The organism is Parabacteroides sp. D25 (assembly GCF_000307475.1).
Taxonomy (GTDB): Bacteria; Bacteroidota; Bacteroidia; order Bacteroidales; family Tannerellaceae; genus Parabacteroides; species Parabacteroides distasonis.
The window spans coordinates 216,435-234,960 of sequence record NZ_JH976506.1 but is presented as its reverse complement, the minus strand read 5'-3'; the positions used below and the strand labels follow the sequence as shown (position 1 = coordinate 234,960).

Genomic DNA, 18,526 nt, shown 5'->3' with positions numbered 1-18,526 from the left:
CCTTTTCTCTCAGCTTTAGTCGGGATGACTGGATTCGAACCAGCGACCACACGCCCCCCAGACGCGTACTCTAACCGGGCTGAGCTACATCCCGCTTTTATTTTACGGGTGCAAAGGTAGTTTTTTTCCGTTAAATGCCAAAACTTTCACGATAAAAATCAAGGGACTCCAAGATTTTTTCCTTGGTGACCGATTGGTTGATACGGACATCCCCTACATTTTTCAGTAAAGTGAAGTTGATGATACCGCCCTCATTCTTTTTATCATGTGTCATTAACTCATATAAGGTATCGTAGTCCGTGCAGTCAAAGAAGAGCGCCGGATAATACTCTTTTATATAATAAACGACTTGACTCAATTTCTCCATCGGGAAGCCACACAGCTTATGCGAGAGGTAAAGCTCGCTCACGATACCCGCCGCTACCGCATGACCATGCAAGATCGGACGCATTTTCAGGAAAGACAAGCTCTCGAAAGCGTGGCCGATCGTATGACCGAAATTCAATGCCTTACGAATACCTTGTTCCTTGGGATCTTCCTCTACGATCCGCTCTTTCACGGCGACCGACTGGCCTACCAAACTATTCAAATACGAATAATTCATGGTGTCGATATCAAAAAGCATGACAGACGCATAATTCTCCATCGAACTAATCAACCCGTGCTTGATCATCTCCGCATAACCGGAAAGGATATTATCGCGATCCAACGTGCGCAAAAAATCGCAATCGATGAATACACACAAGGGGGGATAAAAAGAACCGACCTCGTTCTTCAACCCATTGAAGTTTATACCCGTCTTACCGCCAACCGCAGCATCGACGGACGCCATCAAGGTCGTAGGGATATTGATCGTACGGATGCCCCGCTTGAAAGTAGCGCCGGCAAAACCACCCATATCCGTAATCATACCGCCGCCCAAATTCACCAGCAAGGAGTTACGGGAAGCCCCCTCATTCGACAAAGCTGTCCATATCTGGGCTAATGAGACAAAACCCTTATTCATATCACCCGCTTCCATCACGAGAATCGGCGCCTTTTGAAAGGCCGGTATATCCTCTACCAAGGGAAAACATTTCTCTTTGGTATTCGTATCCATAAGGATGAACAACTTATCGTATTTTAGAGAGGAGAGAAAATCTTGCAGTTCCGATTTCAGGTCCTTGCAAATAACCACTTTTTGCTCTGACATATCTTTTTTATTTAAAACCTTAGACCACAAAGGTAAAACATGTATTCCGATTATCAAAACGACATAAAAAAATTCCTTCGGATGGAATTCTTATTCGATCCGAAGGAATCTATCATTAAGTCCGAAAGAAAAGTCAATTTCTTCCGAACCGATTTTACTGTACTCCAACAGCCTCTTTCACAGCGCCAACCGCAATGGAAAGGCCCTCCATGTTCTTACCGCCGGCCGTAGCGAAATGGGGTTGTCCACCACCACCGCCTTGGATATGCTTAGCGGCCTCTTTTACGATCTTACCGGCATGCAAGCCCTCTTTCACCAAATCATCGCTTAACATAAGCATGAGCGTGCATTTGTTATCGTCTATGATACCGGCAACAAAGACAAAGCTATCGGTTGTCTCCGCCTTGATCTGGAAAGCCACGTTCTTCATAGCGTCCGCATTTGCCTTACCAACGAACTGCATAACCTTGATACCATTGCTCTCCGAAGCTTTCGCCACGATCTCCTCTTTCAAACGCATAGACTTCTCACGGATATAATCCTCGATCTGTTTCTTCATCTCGGCGTTCTCCTCGATAGACTTTTTCATCGCTTGCGCCAAATTCGGCATATGGTTCATCAACGCACGCAACTCACGGATCAGATCTTGCTGGGCATATACGAATTGCTCGGCGCCCTCGGCCGTAACCGCCTCTATACGACGGACTCCTGCGGCGATAGAGCTCTCTCCTATCACGCGCAAAGAACCGATCATACCGGTTGCCGGGATATGCGTACCACCACATAGCTCCACGGAGCTTCCGTATTTCACGACACGTACCTCATCGCCATATTTCTCACCGAACAAAGCCATAGCCCCTAGCGCCTTTGCTTCGGCGATCGGCATATTGCGATGCTCTTCCAACGGGAAGTTCGCACGGATCTTCTCTCCAACCAATATTTCCACCTTACGGATTTCCTCGTCCGTCACTTTCTGGAAATGAGAGAAGTCGAAACGTAAAGAATCAGGCGAAACATACGAACCTTTCTGCTCTACGTGCGTACCTAATACCTCACGCAACGCCTCATGCAAAAGGTGCGTGGCAGAGTGGTTACACTCACACTGGATACGCTTTTTCACGTTGATCTTCGCGGTAAATGTAGCCGTTACGTCCTTCGGTAGTTTAGTAACCAAATGAACCGGCAAATTATTCTCTCGTTTCGTATCGATCACGTCGATCTTCTCGTCGTCGGCGATCAACCAACCCGTATCACCGACCTGTCCACCCATTTCCGCATAGAACGGGGTTTGATCCAGAACGATCTGGTATAATACTTTATTCTTTTGTTTGATCTGGCGATAACGCAAGATCTCTGCCTCGCATTCGAACAAATCATAACCCACGAACTTACATTCACCCTCTTTCAGCGTGATCCAGTCGCCTGTCTCGATAGCGGCGGCGTTACGGGCACGCTCTTTCTGCTTCTGCATAGCCTTATTGAACTCCTCGATATCGGCTTCCATGCCGTTCTCACGAAGAATCAATTCCGTCAAGTCCAACGGGAATCCGTAGGTATCATATAATGTAAAGGCATCTACGCCATTCAAGACCGTCTTGCCCGCAGCCTTCGTCTCCTCCATTTTCTTATCCAGCAAACGGATACCGGTTTCCAAGGTACGAAGGAAAGATTCTTCCTCCTCCTTGATAACCTTCTCAATCAAGGTTTTCTGAGCGATCAATTCCGGATAAGCGTCGCCCATCGTCTCGATCAATACGGGCAAAAGCTTATACATAAACGCTTCCTTGCGATCCAAGAACGTATAACCGTAACGAACAGCACGCCGCAAGATACGACGGATTACATAACCGGCCTTAGCGTTGGAAGGCAACTGTCCGTCCGTGATAGCGAAAGCGATCGTACGGATGTGGTCGGCGATCACACGCATGGCGATGTCTTGCTGTTTATCCGTACCGTAAGTCGTACCCGCCATTCCCGCAATTACCTTGATAATCGGTTGGAATACGTCCGTATCATAATTTGAGGTCTTACCCTGCAATGCCATACACAGACGCTCGAATCCCATACCGGTATCGATCACCTTAGCCGGCAGCGGTTCCAAAGAACCATCGGCCTTGCGGTTGAATTGCATGAACACAAGGTTCCAGATCTCGATTACCTGCGGATGATCCTTATTTACCATATCGGCGCCGCTAACCGCCGCACGCTCCTCGTCCGAACGAAGGTCGATATGGATCTCGGAACAGGGACCGCAAGGACCCGTATCCCCCATTTCCCAGAAGTTATCATGTTTGTTACCGTTCAGAATATGATCTTTCGGTAAATATTGCTCCCAATAACCAGCAGCTTCGTTATCACGATCTAAGCCTTCAGCGGGGCTTCCCTCGAATACGGTGGCATATAAACGCTCCGGATTCAGCTTCAATACCTCTACCAAGTATTCCCAAGCCCAGTTGATCGCCTCTTTCTTAAAATAATCTCCGAACGACCAGTTTCCGAGCATCTCAAACATCGTATGATGATAGGTATCATGTCCTACCTCCTCTAAATCGTTATGCTTACCGCTAACACGAAGACATTTCTGAGAGTCCGCGACACGAGGATACTTACGGGGCACGTTGCCCAAGATAATATCTTTAAACTGATTCATTCCCGCGTTCGTAAACATCAACGTGGGGTCACCCTTCACCACCATTGGAGCGGAAGGCACGATCTGGTGTTCCTTAGAAGCGAAGAATTGCTTGAAGGATTCACGGATTTCTTTTGCTGTCAACATAATCTATTTATATAGTTCTCGTTAATATTCTGAAAAACAATTTGCAAAAGTACTGCAAATTATTATTTTTGCGTGCATTCAGATAACAAAAAATGTAGATGAAACTCTTTAAAAGTCGCAAAACATACTATTTATACAATCCGAACACTCTCAATTATGAGCGTGTATACCCATCTAGCAAAGACCGGCTGTTCACCGTTCTCCGCCATTTAAGCACCGGAATAGCGTTCGGCGTAGCCACTTTTTTCGTCATGATGCATTTGGTGGACTCTCCGATGGAATCTCAGTTACGTAAGGAGAACCGCCTATTGCAAACTCAATACGAGGTGCTTTCCCTTCGCTTAAATAACGCGTTAGACGTATTGGATGATATCCAACAGCGTGACGAGAATCTGTACCGGGCGATCTTCCAAGCCGAGTCCATCCCCGAGTCCGTTCGGAAAGCCGGGTTTGGAGGGACAAACCGTTACGAGCATTTGATGAGCCTGTCCAATCCGGAGCTTGTTGTCTCCACGACCCAAAAGATGGATATGCTACGTAAGCAATTATATATCCAATCCAATTCCTTGGAAGAACTGATCTCTCTAGGAAAGAACCAAGAAGAGAGAAGTAAATGTATCCCGGCGATCCAGCCGATTTCCAATAAGGATCTGCGTCGTACCGCTTCCGGCTATGGCGTACGTATCGACCCGATTTACCGTACACCTCGTTTCCATTCCGGAATGGATTTCTCGGCTAAAGTGGGAACGGAGATCTATGCGACAGGTAATGGCGTTGTCACTTTCGCCGCTTGGAAACAGGGATACGGAAATTGTTTGATTATCGATCATGGCTACGGCTATCAGACGTTATACGGTCATATGAGTAAGTTCAAGAAACGTGTCGGACAGAAGGTTACTCGTGGAGAGGTGATTGGCGAGGTTGGAAATACCGGGAAATCTACCGGCCCTCACTTGCATTATGAGGTAATCGTACGAGGAAAGCATGATAATCCGTCCAAATACTATTACATGGATCTCTCACCTGAGGAATACGACCGTATGATCCAGATCGCCGAGAATCATGGTCAGGTTATGGATTAAACTTCATTAGCAGTATGAGTCTAAAAAAGAATAAAGATCTCAAGCTCTATTTTTCCATCAGCGAGGTGGCGCAGATGTTCGACGTGAACGAGTCCACCCTTCGCTTTTGGGAGAAGGAGTTCGATATCATCAATCCAAGGAAGACGAGCAAAGGTACCCGTTTTTACAAGCAGGAGGATATCGACGCGGTACGCCTCATCTACCATCTGGTTAAAGAGAGAGGGATGACCTTGGCCGGCGCACGGCAAAAACTGAAGGACAATAAAGAGACGACGATCCGCCAAGAAGAGATCGTAAACCGCCTGAAACAGATCAAAGAAGAGCTGTTAGCTATGAAAGACGCATTCGATGCTTTTGCCCCGAAAGTGTGATTATTCTGTTGATAAAATCAGAACAAAACCGTACCTTCGTCCCCCATTAAATAAAACATAAGTAAATAAAATACAAGACATGGAAATTACAGGAAAAATCATTCAGGTCCTACCGGAAGTAGGCGGTATCAGCAAAGCCGGAAACGAATGGAAAAAACAAGAGTACGTATTAGAGACACACGATCAATATCCCAAGAAAGTATGCTTCCAGATATTCGGAGCGGATAAGATCGCTCAAGCGGCCATTCAGCCGGGCGAGGAATTGACAGTCTCTTTCGACATTGACAGCCGTGAGTACCAAGGCCGCTGGTTCACCAGTATCAACGCATGGAAAGTAGACCGTCCGATGGCGGCAGCTCCTCAAGCCGCTCCGATGGGAGTAACTCCGGATAATTTCGCTCCGGCTTCCGCTCCTACGGCTCCAGCCTCATCCGCTCCTGATTTCGGGCCGGCCAATCCAATCGATGATTTGCCATTCTAAAGACTAATGGATATCGTATTACTAATTGGCGGTTTACTACTAATTTTAGTCGGGGCTAACGCCTTGACGGATGGTGCCGCCTCGGTAGCCAAACGCTTCAATATTTCCAGCTTAGTAATCGGGCTAACTATTGTGGCGTTTGGGACTTCCGCACCGGAATTAACGGTCAGTGTCGTATCCGCCTTGAAAGGAAGCTCGGATATCGCTATTGGTAATGTAGTAGGAAGCAATATATTTAACGCCTTGATGATTGTCGGCTGTACGGCCGCTATCGTGCCGATCAGCGTCACGAAAGGTACGTTGAGCAAAGAGATCCCTCTTTGCGTGCTTGCCTCAATCGTATTATTCATTTGCGCGAATGACGTTTTGATCAACGGCGCATCGCACAATAGTATCAGTAGTAGCGATGGAATGTTACTATTATGCTTCTTCGCCATTTTCCTTGGCTATACATTCGCGATCGCGCATAATGGAGAGGAAAATGGAGAGAGCACGATTAAAATAATGCCCATTTGGAAAGCGAGTTTATTCATCATTGGTGGATTGGCCGGTTTGATTTACGGAGGACAATTTTTCGTGGATGGAGCTTCTGGTATCGCCCGTGGGCTGGGGGTCAGCGAATCTATTATCGGTTTGACTTTAGTGGCCGGAGGAACCTCTCTTCCTGAGTTAGCGACTTCCGTCGTGGCCGCATTAAAGAAGAACCCGGAGATGGCGATCGGAAATGTTATCGGTTCCAACCTCTTCAATATATTCTTCGTATTAGGTTGTAGCGCGACAATCACGCCGATGAACATACAAGGCATTACCAATCTGGATTTGGGCGTCATGATCGGTTCATGCGTATTGCTTTATATTTTTGGCCTTTTCTTCAAGAAACGGACCATCACTAGGCCGGAGGGAATCCTATTGATCGCTTGTTATATAGCTTATATAACTTATTTGATTGTCGGCTGATAAAGCTTTTATAAAACAAAAGTGTAGCGAAGCACTTCGCTACACTTAATCCGCTACACGTCCGACAGATTTAATATTCTGTATCTTCGACAAAGTCACGCACATTTTCTGGATATCTTCTACGTCATGAACTTTCATCTTTATCTTACCTTCAAACACGCCGTCTTTCGCCTCGATCAGCAAGCGCATGATGTTCACGTTGAAATCCTCGGAAATCGTTTTCGTGATCGTATTCAGTACGCCTATCGAGTCTATACCTTTCACCTCTAGCGTGGCCTCAAAAGAAGCGTTCATATGGCTGCTCCAAACCGTATTCAAGATACGTTCGCCAAAGCTACTTTTCAAGCGCATGGCGATCGGGCAGGAACGTTTATGAACTACTACATTTCCATCGTCATTGATAAAACCTAAAGAGTCATCTCCCGGAATCGGCTTACAACATTCGGCAATTACATAATTACGCTCAAAAGCCTCCTCTTTCAATAAATAAGGCTTTTTCTTATCATATTTAGGCTTCTCTTTCTTGGCTTCCTCCTCTTCGGGTTGTTTCACCTTCTTGGAAGCGACACCCAACGCCTGTTTCACATACTTAAACAAGACATTATCCGTCTTCTCCTTCAACAGCTTCTTTAAATTCTCGGGCAAAACCACATCCCCCTTCTCTACCGCATAAAAGAATTCCTCGCGTTTCGAGAATCCAAAGTACATGCCTAATTTATCCAGATTGGATGTACTCGCCTCAAGCTCCGAACGCTTGAAGGCATCAAGAACTTTTATCTCTCCATACTTAGCGACCTCTTTACGGACACGCTTTAATACGGCATCGATCTTCGCACGAGCCTTAGCGGTAGTCACGAAGTTCAACCACTCCGGTTGCGGCTCCTGAGAGCGGGAAGTCAAGACCTCCACCTGATCTCCACTGGACAGCGGATGACTCAATGGCACCAAACGATGGTTTACCTTAGCGCCAATACATTTATTACCGATATCGGAGTGAAGCGCATAAGCGAAATCCAAGGCGGTAGCCCCTTGGGGCAATGTCTTTATATCTCCTTTCGGAGTGAAAACAAATATCTCGGAAGTAAATAAGTTCAGTTTGATCGTATCCAAGAAATCCAGCGCATTCGGGTCCGGACTCTCCAAGATATCGGTAATGGTTTGTATCCATTTATCCAATTCCGTATCCTCCTCCACGTTGGATTCCTTGTATTTCCAATGGGCAGCGAAGCCTTTCTCTGCGATATCATCCATACGGCGGCTACGGATCTGGATCTCTACCCATTGTCCATCCGGTCCCATAACGGTCAGATGAAGCGCTTGATAACCGTTCGCTTTCGGACGGCTCACCCAATCACGGATACGGTCGGGACGAATCCGGTAAATATCCGTAATAGCCGAGTAGATATCCCAACATTGGTTTTTCTCGTCCACACCGGGAAGCGGGTCAAAAATAATGCGGACCGCATAAATATCATAAATATCCTCGAAAGCGACACCCTTGCTTTCCATCTTATTCCAAATGGAATAGACCGATTTCACACGGGCACGCATCTCATACTGAAGTCCCATCGATTTCAGCTTCTCGTCCACAGGGGCGGCGAAACGCTCGAATAATTTATTACGGCTCTCTTCTGTCGCTTTCAACTTAGCGCTGATGAAGTCATATTCTTGCGGATGCTCATATTTAAAACTCAAATCCTCCAGTTCCGTCTTGATCGAGAAGAGACCCAGACGATGCGCCAGAGGAGCATACAGATAAAGAGTCTCACCCGCGATCTTAAATTGCTTGGCGGGAAGCATGGAACCCAAAGTCCTCATATTATGAAGACGGTCTGCGATCTTGATTAGAATCACCCGTATATCGTCACTCATAGTCAGCAGCAACTTACGGAAGTTCTCGGCTTGAGCCGAGGCCTGTTCCCCAAAAATGCCACCGGATATCTTCGTCAAGCCATCCACGATCTGGGCGATCTTGTCTCCGAACATATCCCGGATATCCTCCACCGTATACTCGGTATCTTCCACGACATCATGCAATAACGCAGAGCAAATAGAGGTAGAGCCCAAACCCATCTCCCGGCATACGATACGAGCCACGGCGATAGGATGCATTATATAAGGTTCGCCGGAACGCCGTTTCACTCCGGCGTGCGCTTGATTGGCGAAATTAAAAGCTTTCGTGATTCGTTCGACCTTACGGCGGTGGTTTGACTTCAAATAATCGTTCAACAACGCATTGAACCCATCTTGTATCATCTGTTCGTCCGCAGAGAGAACGGACGCAGCCTCGCCCGTTTCTTTTATATCTTTTGTGTCCTTTGTATCGTCCATGGTTTTACACCTCCCATTTTTATACTGTATAGCCACAAATATATACAAATATTTGGAAGGAAACCCTAACAAAAGACAAAAATAGAATATCTACTGCTTAAATATGGATCCCATAGTCGTGTTTAACCTCGTCCATGACAAAAGTACTTCTCAACGAGCCCAAACTATCGATCGTTCCTAACACATTTAAAATAAACTCTTGATAATATTTCATATTGGGAGCGTGTATCTTCAATAAGTAATCATAATCGCCTGAAATATTATAGCACTCCGTTACCTCGGGGATTTCTTGAATAATCCGGGTAAACTCAAAAGCTATATCCTTATTCAGCCGAACCAATTTCACGCTACAAAAGACAACAAAGCCTTGATTCAGCTTCTCCGCATCTAGTACCGCTATATACTTCTTTATATATCCACTATTCTCAAGACGTTTTAAACGCTCGAACACCGGGGTTGACGAGAGACTGACCCTTGCCGCCAACTCTTTCGTAGTCAACCGGGCATTATCTTGTAACGTTCGGAGGATTTGCAGATCCACCTTGTCTAACTTATCTGAAACATTCATAAGAAAAAAATTCTATCGGATTGATTCCCCAGCGTCCTTCGCCGAAGATGTATTCTATTTATAGCCCTAAAAATAGTATTATTTTCTATATTCTCAACGAATCTTGTCCAAAAAGCACACACATCATACATTTGCCAACAGAATAAGAACTAAATAAACAAGATGACTATGGCAACAAAGAAGTTACATTTCGAGACATTACAACTTCATGTAGGACAAGAACAACCGGATCCCGCAACCGACGCACGTGCAGTACCCATTTATCAAACAACTTCCTATGTATTCCATAACGCACAACATGCGGCAGACCGTTTCGGCCTACGTGACGCAGGGAATATTTACGGACGTTTGACAAACTCCACGCAAGGCGTTTTCGAGGCACGTGTAGCTGCCTTAGAAGGAGGTGTGGCAGGTTTGGCCGTGGCTTCAGGAGCAGCGGCTGTCACCTATGCGTTACAGAACATAGTGAGGGCAGGAGATCATATTATCGCGGCCGATAATTTGTATGGCGGTTCCTTCAACCTGATCACCCATACACTGGCCTCCCAAGGCATTACTAATACGATTATCAATGTAAATGACCTAAACGCATTAGAAGCAGCCATCCGGGAAAACACGAAAGCCATTTATGTAGAGACATTCGGGAATCCTAACTCTGACGTAACGAATCTGGATGCGGTAGCGGAAGTCGCTCACCGATACCATGTTCCATTAATCGTAGACAATACGTTCGGAACCCCCTACTTGATTCGTCCGATCGAACATGGAGCTGACATTGTCATCCATTCCGCCACAAAGTTCATAGGGGGACACGGCAGTAGCCTAGGAGGTGTAATTGTAGATGGAGGTACTTTCGACTGGAAGGCGAATGCCGATAAGTTTCCTACATTAGCCAAACCAGACCCAAGTTATCATGGAGCCATATTTGCGGACGTAGCAGGTTCCGCCGCCTTTGTCACCCGTATCCGTGCGGTCATTCTTCGCGATACCGGGGCAACGATCTCTCCTTTCAATGCTTTTATATTGTTGCAAGGATTAGAGACCTTATCCCTACGCGTGGAGCGCCATGTAGCAAACGCATTGAAAGTCGTGGATTATTTATCAAAACATCCGAAAGTAGAAAAAGTGAATCATCCATCACTTCCTACCCATCCGGACCATGAACTTTACAATAAATATTTCCCGAATGGTGCCGGCAGTATCTTCACCTTCGAGATCAAAGGCGGGCAGGAAGCCGCTTGGAAATTCATCGACTCACTGGAGATATTTTCCCTACTAGCGAATGTCGCCGATGTAAAGAGCCTTGTCATTCATCCATACACGACCACTCATTCCCAGATGAGCCCGGAAGAACTTGCCCAACAGCACATAACACCATCCACCGTACGCTTGAGCATCGGAACCGAATATATAGATGATATTATAGATGATCTGGATCAAGCTTTCGCTAAAATCTGATAGCGCACTTCCAAAAGGAAAAGGACAGAAGCAAAGAAGGCGATCCCTGTTCGAACACAAGGATCGCCTTTCTAATCAACATCACATCGAGCCAAGGTTACACTCATTTATTCTCAGCCAAATAGATATCCGTAAATGTCACAGCTCCGGTTAATCGGTTATTGTTGTTAGTTACATTTAACAATATGACATACTTGCGATACTGATCGGCTGTCAACGCCTCTTTCATCAGCTTCAAATTGCCGTACACGGCTTTTTGCAATCGTTCATCCTGACGCTTCAGGTCTTTGCTCAAACTCTTTCTTTGTTCTTGTACAAAATAATCATTAATGTTAAGTACCTCCTCCATTTGGTAAGGAGCCAATCCTAGATAAGAACTCAATCGGCTAAACTCTACCGCAAACGGTTCTTTATTCCCATATTCATTCACACATTGCGCTTTCGCAAAATTCATTGTAGCACTCATTCCCAAAACCGCTACCGCCATAATTAACTTTCTCATAATACCTACAATTTACCTATTACAAAACCATTTACAAAACAAACACTCATTTTAGAGAAGATAGCCTAAACATTCTTTTGTTTCGGACTAATCCTTTTTTACAAACCTATTAACCTATCTAATGTGTATGATAAAACTCGGATTAACATCAAAATTTCAACTTACATCTTATTGATGTATCTCCTTGTTTGTATTGCAAAGATGAAGAATTATCGGATAGGAAGTTTCCGATTGTTGACGAAAAGGAAAAAATGGGGATTGAACACGAAAAGGGCAAAAAAATACCGGCTTTAAGAGAACCGGCATTTCTATTTAATTATTATTCCAGACTTACTATCCAAGACTTAAACTCGGATGCTTTATTTTTACTAATATATATACGCTCAGGCACTTCTACATCCAAAGTAACGAGCAAACGGCTATCAAACCAAATTGTTATGTCCTTCACGCTATCACGAGAAATGATGAATTGTTTATTCGCACGAATAAAATCAGCAGGACTTAAAGAAGAAATTATCTGTTCCAATGTTTTAGCATATGGATACGAATTACCACTCTTTAAATAAACATATGTATTCTTATCAGCCGTATAGAAACAAGACACATCTTTCAAGCTAATAGGCAACAATTTATCCTTAATAGGAATCAGTAGTTTATCCTTGTATTTAGGAGTAGTAGACAACTGTGTTAATTGGGATAAATAATGGATGATATCTTGATGATTCCATCGGCTAAACTTATCTAAGGCCCTTTTCAATTCTTCCGACTTAATCGGCTTCAAGATATAGTCTATGCTGTTTACTTTGAAAGCGTCGATCGCATATTGATCGTACGCCGTAGTAAAGATAATCGGTGCCTCCACCTCTATCTGGTCAAAAATAGCGAAAGCGGAACCATCCGATAAATGAATATCCATAAAAATCAAATCCGGCCTCGGATTGGCTTGCAGCCAACGTACCGTTTGCTGGACACTCTCCGTATTTCCCATGATCTCAAGCGTGGGATCTATTGTAACCAACATATCCGCTAAGTTCTCATAGGCGGCGGTCTCGTCCTCTACGATCAGTATTCTCATATAGCATCATTTTAGGGGTAGGTATACCTGAAACTCATCCTCATCAGATTCTACCCGTATTTGTTTATTCATTAATAGCAAGAAACGATTCTCCAGATTCTTAAGCCCGGTTCCATTCGTATCCGGTAAGGTCAATTTCGGATAGATTGGATTAGAAACAACCAGTTCCATTCGCTCGTTCAGCCGGATCAAGATATCCATCCGGTGCTCGCTGTCTATAATATTATGTACCGTCACGTTCTCTACCAACGGAAGCAAAGATAATACGGGAATTCGCAAGTTCCGCTTATCTTCGGGAACTTCGATCGTAAAAGTAAGCTTATTGGCGAAACGGACTACCATTACATGCTGAAAAGCCTCTATAAACGCAAGCTCCTCCGACAGTGGTACCAAATTCTTTTTATCACTCTGAAGGATATAACGGAATATATCGGACAATTTCGTAACATACAACAAGGTATTCTCATCGTTTTTCTTCCGTATCAAGGAGGAGATTCCATTCAATGAATTGAAAAAGAAATGCGGATTGATCTGGTTCACCAATGCATCGCAGCGGCTCTGCAAATTCTCGACACGCAGATTCTCGATCAATTGATCCTTTTCCCGTTGATTGTGATATAGCATTTGTATATAGCCGATCAAGGTACATAACAACGCCAACACGATAAACTGGAAGATAATGATACTCAAAAAACGATCATAACTAATAGTCAGGAAGGAGATCAATTTATAGACAACAAAGCCTCCGGAAACGTACAGGGCATTCCAGAGCAACCGCTCGAAGAAGGAGGTACAATCCTCATGCCTCAAGTTACTTTTCAGCAAAAACCAAATAAGTCCCCAGAAGTAAAGAAAACGGAACCCAAAGAAGAGTAAAAATCCTTGATGATCGTTCGGAGCCAGATAGCTCATGTCACAAAAGATCCATGCCAAATTCGGGTAGGCGATAAACACCGCGCAAACCAAACTGACCAACCAAGGTTTAGCCTTGACCACTGATATCTTTTCATCCAATGAACCCATACGATTGTATCTTTTTTCGTATACAAAGGAATAAAAAATCATTCACATCCTTCTCCAGTGCAGGAAGAAAGCGAAAAAAAAGAGTTAAAGACGAATTATCCCCGAATGATCATCCTACCGGTATCTTCAGTACTTGACCCGGACGGATATCCGGACTTGACAGCCCATTCACCTTTTGTAAGGAAGAGGCGGTAACCCCAGGGTATTTCTTGGAAATCGAATAAAGCGAATCTCCCGATTTAACCTTATAAGAGACAAAATCTTTATTAGCGGAAGCGATCTGTTTTGTAGCGACGGAAGCCGACTTTTTCGTTGTTGTCGCAGTCGATTTCGCAGTCACGGTAGTTGATTTCACCGGAGTCTTGGTAGCCGAGGCAAAAGCGACACCCCCATTATCTACATATAATCTTAACCGTTTTCCTTTCGCTACCCGGTTGGAGCCTAGCCCGTTCCATTTACGGATATCTTTCGCTGTCACGCCATAGCGATTAGCGATCGTATAAAGATTCTCACCACTCAATACCACGTGGGTGATTTTTTCCCGGGTCGCACCACTTGGTAAAGAGCCATTAGAGTTATTCGCAGAAATGCAATTCGCCAACAGTTCCTCGATCCGATGCGTATAGACCGTATCTTCTTTATCGATAAAAGCATAGGTTTCCGCCGCAGGTAGTTTCAAAACCGAAGGGCGGGTATTACCCGGAACGATGTCTCTTTTATATTGTGGATTTAACGCACGCAACGTCTCAATATCTACTTGCAATAGATCCGATACCTGCTGCAAATGTAGGGCATTATTCACCATGACCGTATCCGTGGCTAGCGGCAAGCTGGTTTGCATCGGACAGATGTTATGCTCGCAATAATAATTCATGACGTAATTGGCGGCGATAAATAAGGGGACGTATAAACGAGTCTCTTTCGGTAAATAAGGGAAGATATCCCAGAAGTCCGTCTTGCCCCCCGAACGACGGATCGCTTTATTCACGTTGCCCGGCCCGCAGTTATAAGATGCCAACACTAAATTCCAATCCCCATAGATAGCGTACATATCCTTGAAATACTTACAAGCGGCCTCGGTCGCTTTCAAGGGGTCCCGGCGCTCGTCCACCAAGCTATTAATCTCCAAGCCATAGCTCTTACCCGTAGGAAGCATGAATTGCCATAAACCACAAGCGCCCACACGAGAGAGGGCTACCGGATTCAAGGCACTTTCCACGACGGCGAGATATTTCAATTCAATAGGCAGGTCATGCTCATCCAACACCTGCTCGATTATCGGAAAATAAAAGTCCGCCATCCCCAGCATATAACGCACTAAATTTCGTTTACGCTCCGCATATAAGTCAATACAATCACGCACTATATTATTATAGGGCAAAGCGATCACGCTGGGAAGCCTAGACAGGCGGTCGATATAGACCGAATCCGGGAAATAGACATTCTCGTCGTCATCATGGCAAAAGTCCTCTCTTTTTGAGAAATATTGCACATGCCAAGTACGGAGCAAACTATCCACGTTCGCATCCAAGCTTTCCGGAATCAATCCGACCTCAGACTCCAGCGAGCTTAAGGTATCTTTTTCCTCAATTCGGGTCTCTTCCTGCGCATAGACCAATGAGACCAAACAATTTAAACAAATGAGTGCTAGCAGGTATCTTTTCATGTATATCAGAATTTTAGACTGCAATTCAATCCGTAAGTACGAGGCGTGACACTCGTCTTCGGACTAACAACCGGCTCCAAATGCAAGGATAAATCCGGTGATATATCAAAATCGAATAACTGGGCATCCACGTAGGCATCCACGATACTCAACGCATACACCCCGACCGTAATAATTATACTCAAGTCTCTATATCGACGAAAATAATCCTTCTGTCTTTTCAATTGATCCTTGAAATTTGAATTATTAATCGCATCCTCAGGAGCCATGGAAGTCAAGTCTTGCCAACTTTTACTCCAAGCATCCGGATTTTCCAGATTCTTAGCGGCATCATACATGATATCCTTATAAGCCGTCGAATAATCCTTATAGTTCTTGTTGTTCCAAGTCACGGCATACATACATCCCATCAAGCCACCGTAAACGATCGGTAATTTCCAATATTTCCGGTTATAGATCTGTCCCAGACCCGGTACCAAGGCGAACAAGACCGCTTTTGTCGGATTCGGCTTAAAAGCCAGCTTCATCTTCACTTCCGGTACACCCACCGAATCGGCCGCCATCAAGACGGCTTGCACGGTAGAATCCGGGGCAGCTACCTCCACGGAATCGGAAACTATAGCAGGAACGGCTTTCTCCGTCTTATCCTCCTGTGCGTTACCCATCCCGGCATAGCACATGAATCCGATCAAAAGGAGTATGATTCGATTTCTCATTTCAATTTATCCAGTAACCCGATCAATTGCTCCAACTCTTCTTCCGTGGCGAAAGGAATCGTAATTTTACCTTTTCCCTTCTCATTGCAAGTCAACTGGACTTTCGTATTGAAGTAACGGGACAAATGATCTTTCAGCAATTTAAACTCTTCCGGAAGTATCGGCTTACGATCCGATTTTTTCTTTTCCGGCAATTCCGGTTGTATTCCCTCGGCTATATTACGCACCATCTCCTCCACGTTACGAACGGAGAGTCCTTGAGCCAATATCTGCTCATATAAAGCTAATTGAACCTCCGGATCATCCACCGGGATCAATGCCCGGGCATGTCCCATATCGATCTTCTTGTCCTTCAATCCTACTTGGATCTCGGCGGGAAGTTTCAATAAACGAAGGTAATTAGCGATCGTAGCACGTTTCTTTCCAACCCTTTCGCTCAGCCCCTCTTGGGTCAAGCCGTAATTATCGATTAATTTTTGATAAGCTAACGCGATTTCGATAGAGTTCAAGTCCTCTCGTTGGATATTCTCTATCAAAGCCATCTCCACCACGTTTTCGTCGGCCGCCGTCTTAATATAAGCGGGAATACGCTCCAAACCTGCTTTTAGCGACGCACGATAACGGCGTTCGCCAGAGATGATCATATATTGCTCGGGGCCGATTTCCTTCAACGTAATCGGCTGTATCACGCCTAACGAGCGGATAGAGGTAGCCAACTCCTCCAAGGTCTCTTCCTCAAAGATGGATCGAGGTTGCTCCGGATTAGGCTGGATCTTGCTTAACTCGATCTCACTAATAGACGATGAACCACCTGTCTTCAGGTCATCCATCGTAATTAACGCGTCTAATCCACGGCCTAACGCCGATCTTTTTAATGCTGCCATAATCCTTTATTTTTTTCAACAATCTCCTGTGCCAACTGCATATGGTTGATAGATCCTTTCGAATCCGCGTCATACAATAAGACAGGTTTACCGTAACTGGAAGCCTCGCTCAACTTCACGTTTCGTTGGATCACGGTAGTAAATACCAAATCACGGAACGGACGTTTCACTTCCTCATAAATCTGGTTCGCCAAACGCAGGCGGGAATCATACATAGTCAAGAGGAATCCCTCTATCTCCAGTGCCGGGTTCAGCTTTGATTTGATAATCTTGATCGTGTTCAACAGCTTACTGATACCTTCCAAGGCGAAATACTCGCATTGTACCGGGATGATCACCGAATCGGCGGCTGTCAAGGCATTCACGGTTATCAATCCCAAAGAAGGAGAGCAGTCGATCAGGATAAAATCGTACTTCTCTTTCAGCGGTGTCAATATCTGCTTCAAGATCCGTTCACGATTCTCCAAGTTTAGCATCTCGATCTCCGCTCCCACCAAATCGATATGAGAGGGGATGATATCCAGTCCTTCCACTTCAGTCTGTGTGATAGCGCCGCTCGCATCCTCACCGTTCACCAGACATTCATAGATAGAAAGTTCTACATTACGTATGTCCACACCCAGACCGGATGAGGCATTCGCCTGCGGATCAGCGTCTACGACCAGCACCTTTTTCTCAAGAGCGGCCAATGACGCAGCCAGATTAATCGTGGTGGTTGTCTTCCCGACTCCACCTTTCTGATTTGCTAAAGCGATAATCTTTCCCATACTATACCTAATTAATTCGAGGGCAAAACTAAACATTAAAAACTGAACCAAACAGGGTTCAATCAAAACAATGCTTGTTTTGTTGATAAATCGCCCTAACTGTTGATAACTCGCAAATATAAGCAGAATAAATCAAATAGGGGGTTATAAGGCTGGTATATAGGTGTTTTTTTGGAAATGATAACGAAGTTTTAAACAAGCCAAGCTTCCCCTTTTGAGGATCTCCGCAATTACCATTTTGACAATTTGTAATATCAACTCCCGGAGAATCGATTTTTCCGGACTTATGGACAACTCACTCTCTAATACGAGAAAAAATTTCAGCAATCATTTACGTGACAGACTCTTATCGAAAAACAGCCTTTCATTCTAGCGAAATTTATCCATTGTAATTCATATTTAAGGGGTTGATTAAGGGACTTTATGGGATTAGAACTGGGTCATAACAGGGGTATGATGCCCATTCACAAGTATCAACAACCCTATTCTTGACTGCTCACGATGCCCAACGGCATTGCCGGAGTTGCCCAATGCGACCTATCGCATAAGCTTTCACCATCTATCGCATACAAAAAGGGGGCTTTTCTAATAAAAAATACCGTTTACAGTCATCCAGCCTCTGCTATTTTATACTCTCCACCAGAAAGGAATGTCATACATATAGACATATATCAATC

General features: G+C 44.8%; 16 protein-coding genes and 1 tRNA gene. 5 read left to right on the top strand and 12 right to left on the bottom strand.

All coding sequences use genetic code 11. The features are described 5' to 3' along the window. Positions 1 to 19: 19 nt before the first annotated feature. The 3 genes from HMPREF0999_RS17110 to alaS all read right to left on the bottom strand — a co-directional run bounded on the left by HMPREF0999_RS17110 (position 20) and on the right by alaS (position 3,968). Positions 20 to 94: transfer RNA gene (locus HMPREF0999_RS17110), tRNA-Pro, on the bottom strand. Between the two features lie 36 nt (positions 95 to 130). After that, complete coding sequence (aroB, locus tag HMPREF0999_RS17105) at positions 131 to 1,192, bottom strand: 3-dehydroquinate synthase (RefSeq protein WP_005861282.1); 1,062 nt, start codon at positions 1,190 to 1,192, stop codon at positions 131 to 133. 154 nt (positions 1,193 to 1,346) lie between these two features. Continuing rightward, the gene (alaS, locus tag HMPREF0999_RS17100) at positions 1,347 to 3,968 is read right to left on the bottom strand and encodes an alanine--tRNA ligase (protein WP_009276460.1); all 2,622 of its coding nucleotides are present in this window, start codon (positions 3,966 to 3,968) and stop codon (positions 1,347 to 1,349) included. Positions 3,969 to 4,066: 98 nt separating this feature from the next. Between alaS and HMPREF0999_RS17095 the strand changes: the two genes are divergently transcribed. The 4 genes from HMPREF0999_RS17095 to HMPREF0999_RS17080 all read left to right on the top strand — a co-directional run bounded on the left by HMPREF0999_RS17095 (position 4,067) and on the right by HMPREF0999_RS17080 (position 6,859). Further along, positions 4,067 to 5,050: a M23 family metallopeptidase gene (locus HMPREF0999_RS17095; RefSeq protein ID WP_005866895.1), complete on the top strand. Its 984-nt coding sequence runs from the start codon at positions 4,067 to 4,069 to the stop codon at positions 5,048 to 5,050. 14 nt (positions 5,051 to 5,064) lie between these two features. Continuing rightward, the gene (locus HMPREF0999_RS17090; protein ID WP_005861277.1) at positions 5,065 to 5,421 is read left to right on the top strand and encodes a MerR family transcriptional regulator; all 357 of its coding nucleotides are present in this window, start codon (positions 5,065 to 5,067) and stop codon (positions 5,419 to 5,421) included. 79 nt (positions 5,422 to 5,500) lie between these two features. Next, positions 5,501 to 5,902, top strand: a complete 402-nt coding sequence (locus tag HMPREF0999_RS17085; RefSeq protein WP_009276459.1) for a DUF3127 domain-containing protein — start codon at positions 5,501 to 5,503, stop codon at positions 5,900 to 5,902. A 6-nt stretch (positions 5,903 to 5,908) separates the two neighbouring features. Further along, positions 5,909 to 6,859 carry a calcium/sodium antiporter gene (locus HMPREF0999_RS17080; protein WP_008780694.1) on the top strand — a complete coding sequence of 317 codons (951 nt, stop codon included), beginning with the start codon at positions 5,909 to 5,911 and terminating at the stop codon, positions 6,857 to 6,859. 45 nt (positions 6,860 to 6,904) lie between these two features. Here the strand turns inward: HMPREF0999_RS17080 and HMPREF0999_RS17075 are convergent, their stop codons facing one another. Continuing rightward, a complete protein-coding gene (locus HMPREF0999_RS17075; protein ID WP_009276458.1) occupies positions 6,905 to 9,190 on the bottom strand; it encodes a RelA/SpoT family protein in 2,286 nt (761 codons plus the stop codon). Positions 9,191 to 9,287: 97 nt separating this feature from the next. Next, a complete protein-coding gene (locus HMPREF0999_RS17070; RefSeq protein WP_005861270.1) occupies positions 9,288 to 9,758 on the bottom strand; it encodes an Lrp/AsnC family transcriptional regulator in 471 nt (156 codons plus the stop codon). Between the two features lie 168 nt (positions 9,759 to 9,926). On the opposite strand from HMPREF0999_RS17070, the gene HMPREF0999_RS17065 reads away from it, so the two are divergent. After that, positions 9,927 to 11,216 (top strand): O-acetylhomoserine aminocarboxypropyltransferase/cysteine synthase family protein, encoded by a 1,290-nt coding sequence (locus HMPREF0999_RS17065; RefSeq protein ID WP_005861268.1) that lies wholly within the window; start codon positions 9,927 to 9,929, stop codon positions 11,214 to 11,216. 103 nt (positions 11,217 to 11,319) lie between these two features. On the opposite strand, the gene HMPREF0999_RS17060 is transcribed toward HMPREF0999_RS17065, so the two are convergent. The 7 genes from HMPREF0999_RS17060 to HMPREF0999_RS17030 form a co-directional block, all read right to left on the bottom strand. Then, a complete protein-coding gene (locus HMPREF0999_RS17060; protein ID WP_005861266.1) occupies positions 11,320 to 11,718 on the bottom strand; it encodes a hypothetical protein in 399 nt (132 codons plus the stop codon). A 319-nt stretch (positions 11,719 to 12,037) separates the two neighbouring features. Continuing rightward, the gene (locus tag HMPREF0999_RS17055; RefSeq protein WP_009276457.1) at positions 12,038 to 12,793 is read right to left on the bottom strand and encodes a LytR/AlgR family response regulator transcription factor; all 756 of its coding nucleotides are present in this window, start codon (positions 12,791 to 12,793) and stop codon (positions 12,038 to 12,040) included. Between the two features lie 6 nt (positions 12,794 to 12,799). Next, the gene (locus tag HMPREF0999_RS17050; RefSeq protein ID WP_008780692.1) at positions 12,800 to 13,858 is read right to left on the bottom strand and encodes a sensor histidine kinase; all 1,059 of its coding nucleotides are present in this window, start codon (positions 13,856 to 13,858) and stop codon (positions 12,800 to 12,802) included. Between the two features lie 67 nt (positions 13,859 to 13,925). Beyond that, the gene (locus tag HMPREF0999_RS17045; protein WP_009276456.1) at positions 13,926 to 15,482 is read right to left on the bottom strand and encodes a lytic transglycosylase domain-containing protein; all 1,557 of its coding nucleotides are present in this window, start codon (positions 15,480 to 15,482) and stop codon (positions 13,926 to 13,928) included. A gap of 5 nt (positions 15,483 to 15,487) precedes the next feature. Further along, positions 15,488 to 16,198 (bottom strand): DUF5683 domain-containing protein, encoded by a 711-nt coding sequence (locus HMPREF0999_RS17040; RefSeq protein ID WP_005866821.1) that lies wholly within the window; start codon positions 16,196 to 16,198, stop codon positions 15,488 to 15,490. Then, positions 16,195 to 17,082, bottom strand: a complete 888-nt coding sequence (locus tag HMPREF0999_RS17035; protein WP_005861256.1) for a ParB/RepB/Spo0J family partition protein — start codon at positions 17,080 to 17,082, stop codon at positions 16,195 to 16,197. The genes HMPREF0999_RS17040 and HMPREF0999_RS17035 overlap by 4 nt, the downstream gene beginning before the upstream one ends. Then, positions 17,070 to 17,849 carry a ParA family protein gene (locus HMPREF0999_RS17030; RefSeq protein ID WP_005861254.1) on the bottom strand — a complete coding sequence of 260 codons (780 nt, stop codon included), beginning with the start codon at positions 17,847 to 17,849 and terminating at the stop codon, positions 17,070 to 17,072. The genes HMPREF0999_RS17035 and HMPREF0999_RS17030 overlap by 13 nt, the downstream gene beginning before the upstream one ends. Positions 17,850 to 18,526 lie beyond the last annotated feature (677 nt).

Bases quoted from the DNA above. Each gene is read 5' to 3' on its own strand.
- aroB (WP_005861282.1), bottom strand. From the start codon at position 1,192: ATGTCAGAGCAAAAAGTGGTTATTTGCAAGGACCTGAAATCGGAACTG.
- alaS (WP_009276460.1), bottom strand. From the start codon at position 3,968: ATGTTGACAGCAAAAGAAATCCGTGAATCCTTCAAGCAATTCTTCGCT.
- HMPREF0999_RS17095 (WP_005866895.1), top strand. From the start codon at position 4,067: ATGAAACTCTTTAAAAGTCGCAAAACATACTATTTATACAATCCGAAC.
- HMPREF0999_RS17090 (WP_005861277.1), top strand. From the start codon at position 5,065: ATGAGTCTAAAAAAGAATAAAGATCTCAAGCTCTATTTTTCCATCAGC.
- HMPREF0999_RS17085 (WP_009276459.1), top strand. From the start codon at position 5,501: ATGGAAATTACAGGAAAAATCATTCAGGTCCTACCGGAAGTAGGCGGT.
- HMPREF0999_RS17080 (WP_008780694.1), top strand. From the start codon at position 5,909: ATGGATATCGTATTACTAATTGGCGGTTTACTACTAATTTTAGTCGGG.
- HMPREF0999_RS17075 (WP_009276458.1), bottom strand. From the start codon at position 9,190: ATGGACGATACAAAGGACACAAAAGATATAAAAGAAACGGGCGAGGCT.
- HMPREF0999_RS17070 (WP_005861270.1), bottom strand. From the start codon at position 9,758: ATGAATGTTTCAGATAAGTTAGACAAGGTGGATCTGCAAATCCTCCGA.
- HMPREF0999_RS17065 (WP_005861268.1), top strand. From the start codon at position 9,927: ATGGCAACAAAGAAGTTACATTTCGAGACATTACAACTTCATGTAGGA.
- HMPREF0999_RS17060 (WP_005861266.1), bottom strand. From the start codon at position 11,718: ATGAGAAAGTTAATTATGGCGGTAGCGGTTTTGGGAATGAGTGCTACA.
- HMPREF0999_RS17055 (WP_009276457.1), bottom strand. From the start codon at position 12,793: ATGAGAATACTGATCGTAGAGGACGAGACCGCCGCCTATGAGAACTTA.
- HMPREF0999_RS17050 (WP_008780692.1), bottom strand. From the start codon at position 13,858: ATGATTTTTTATTCCTTTGTATACGAAAAAAGATACAATCGTATGGGT.
- HMPREF0999_RS17045 (WP_009276456.1), bottom strand. From the start codon at position 15,482: ATGAAAAGATACCTGCTAGCACTCATTTGTTTAAATTGTTTGGTCTCA.
- HMPREF0999_RS17040 (WP_005866821.1), bottom strand. From the start codon at position 16,198: ATGAGAAATCGAATCATACTCCTTTTGATCGGATTCATGTGCTATGCC.
- HMPREF0999_RS17035 (WP_005861256.1), bottom strand. From the start codon at position 17,082: ATGGCAGCATTAAAAAGATCGGCGTTAGGCCGTGGATTAGACGCGTTA.
- HMPREF0999_RS17030 (WP_005861254.1), bottom strand. From the start codon at position 17,849: ATGGGAAAGATTATCGCTTTAGCAAATCAGAAAGGTGGAGTCGGGAAG.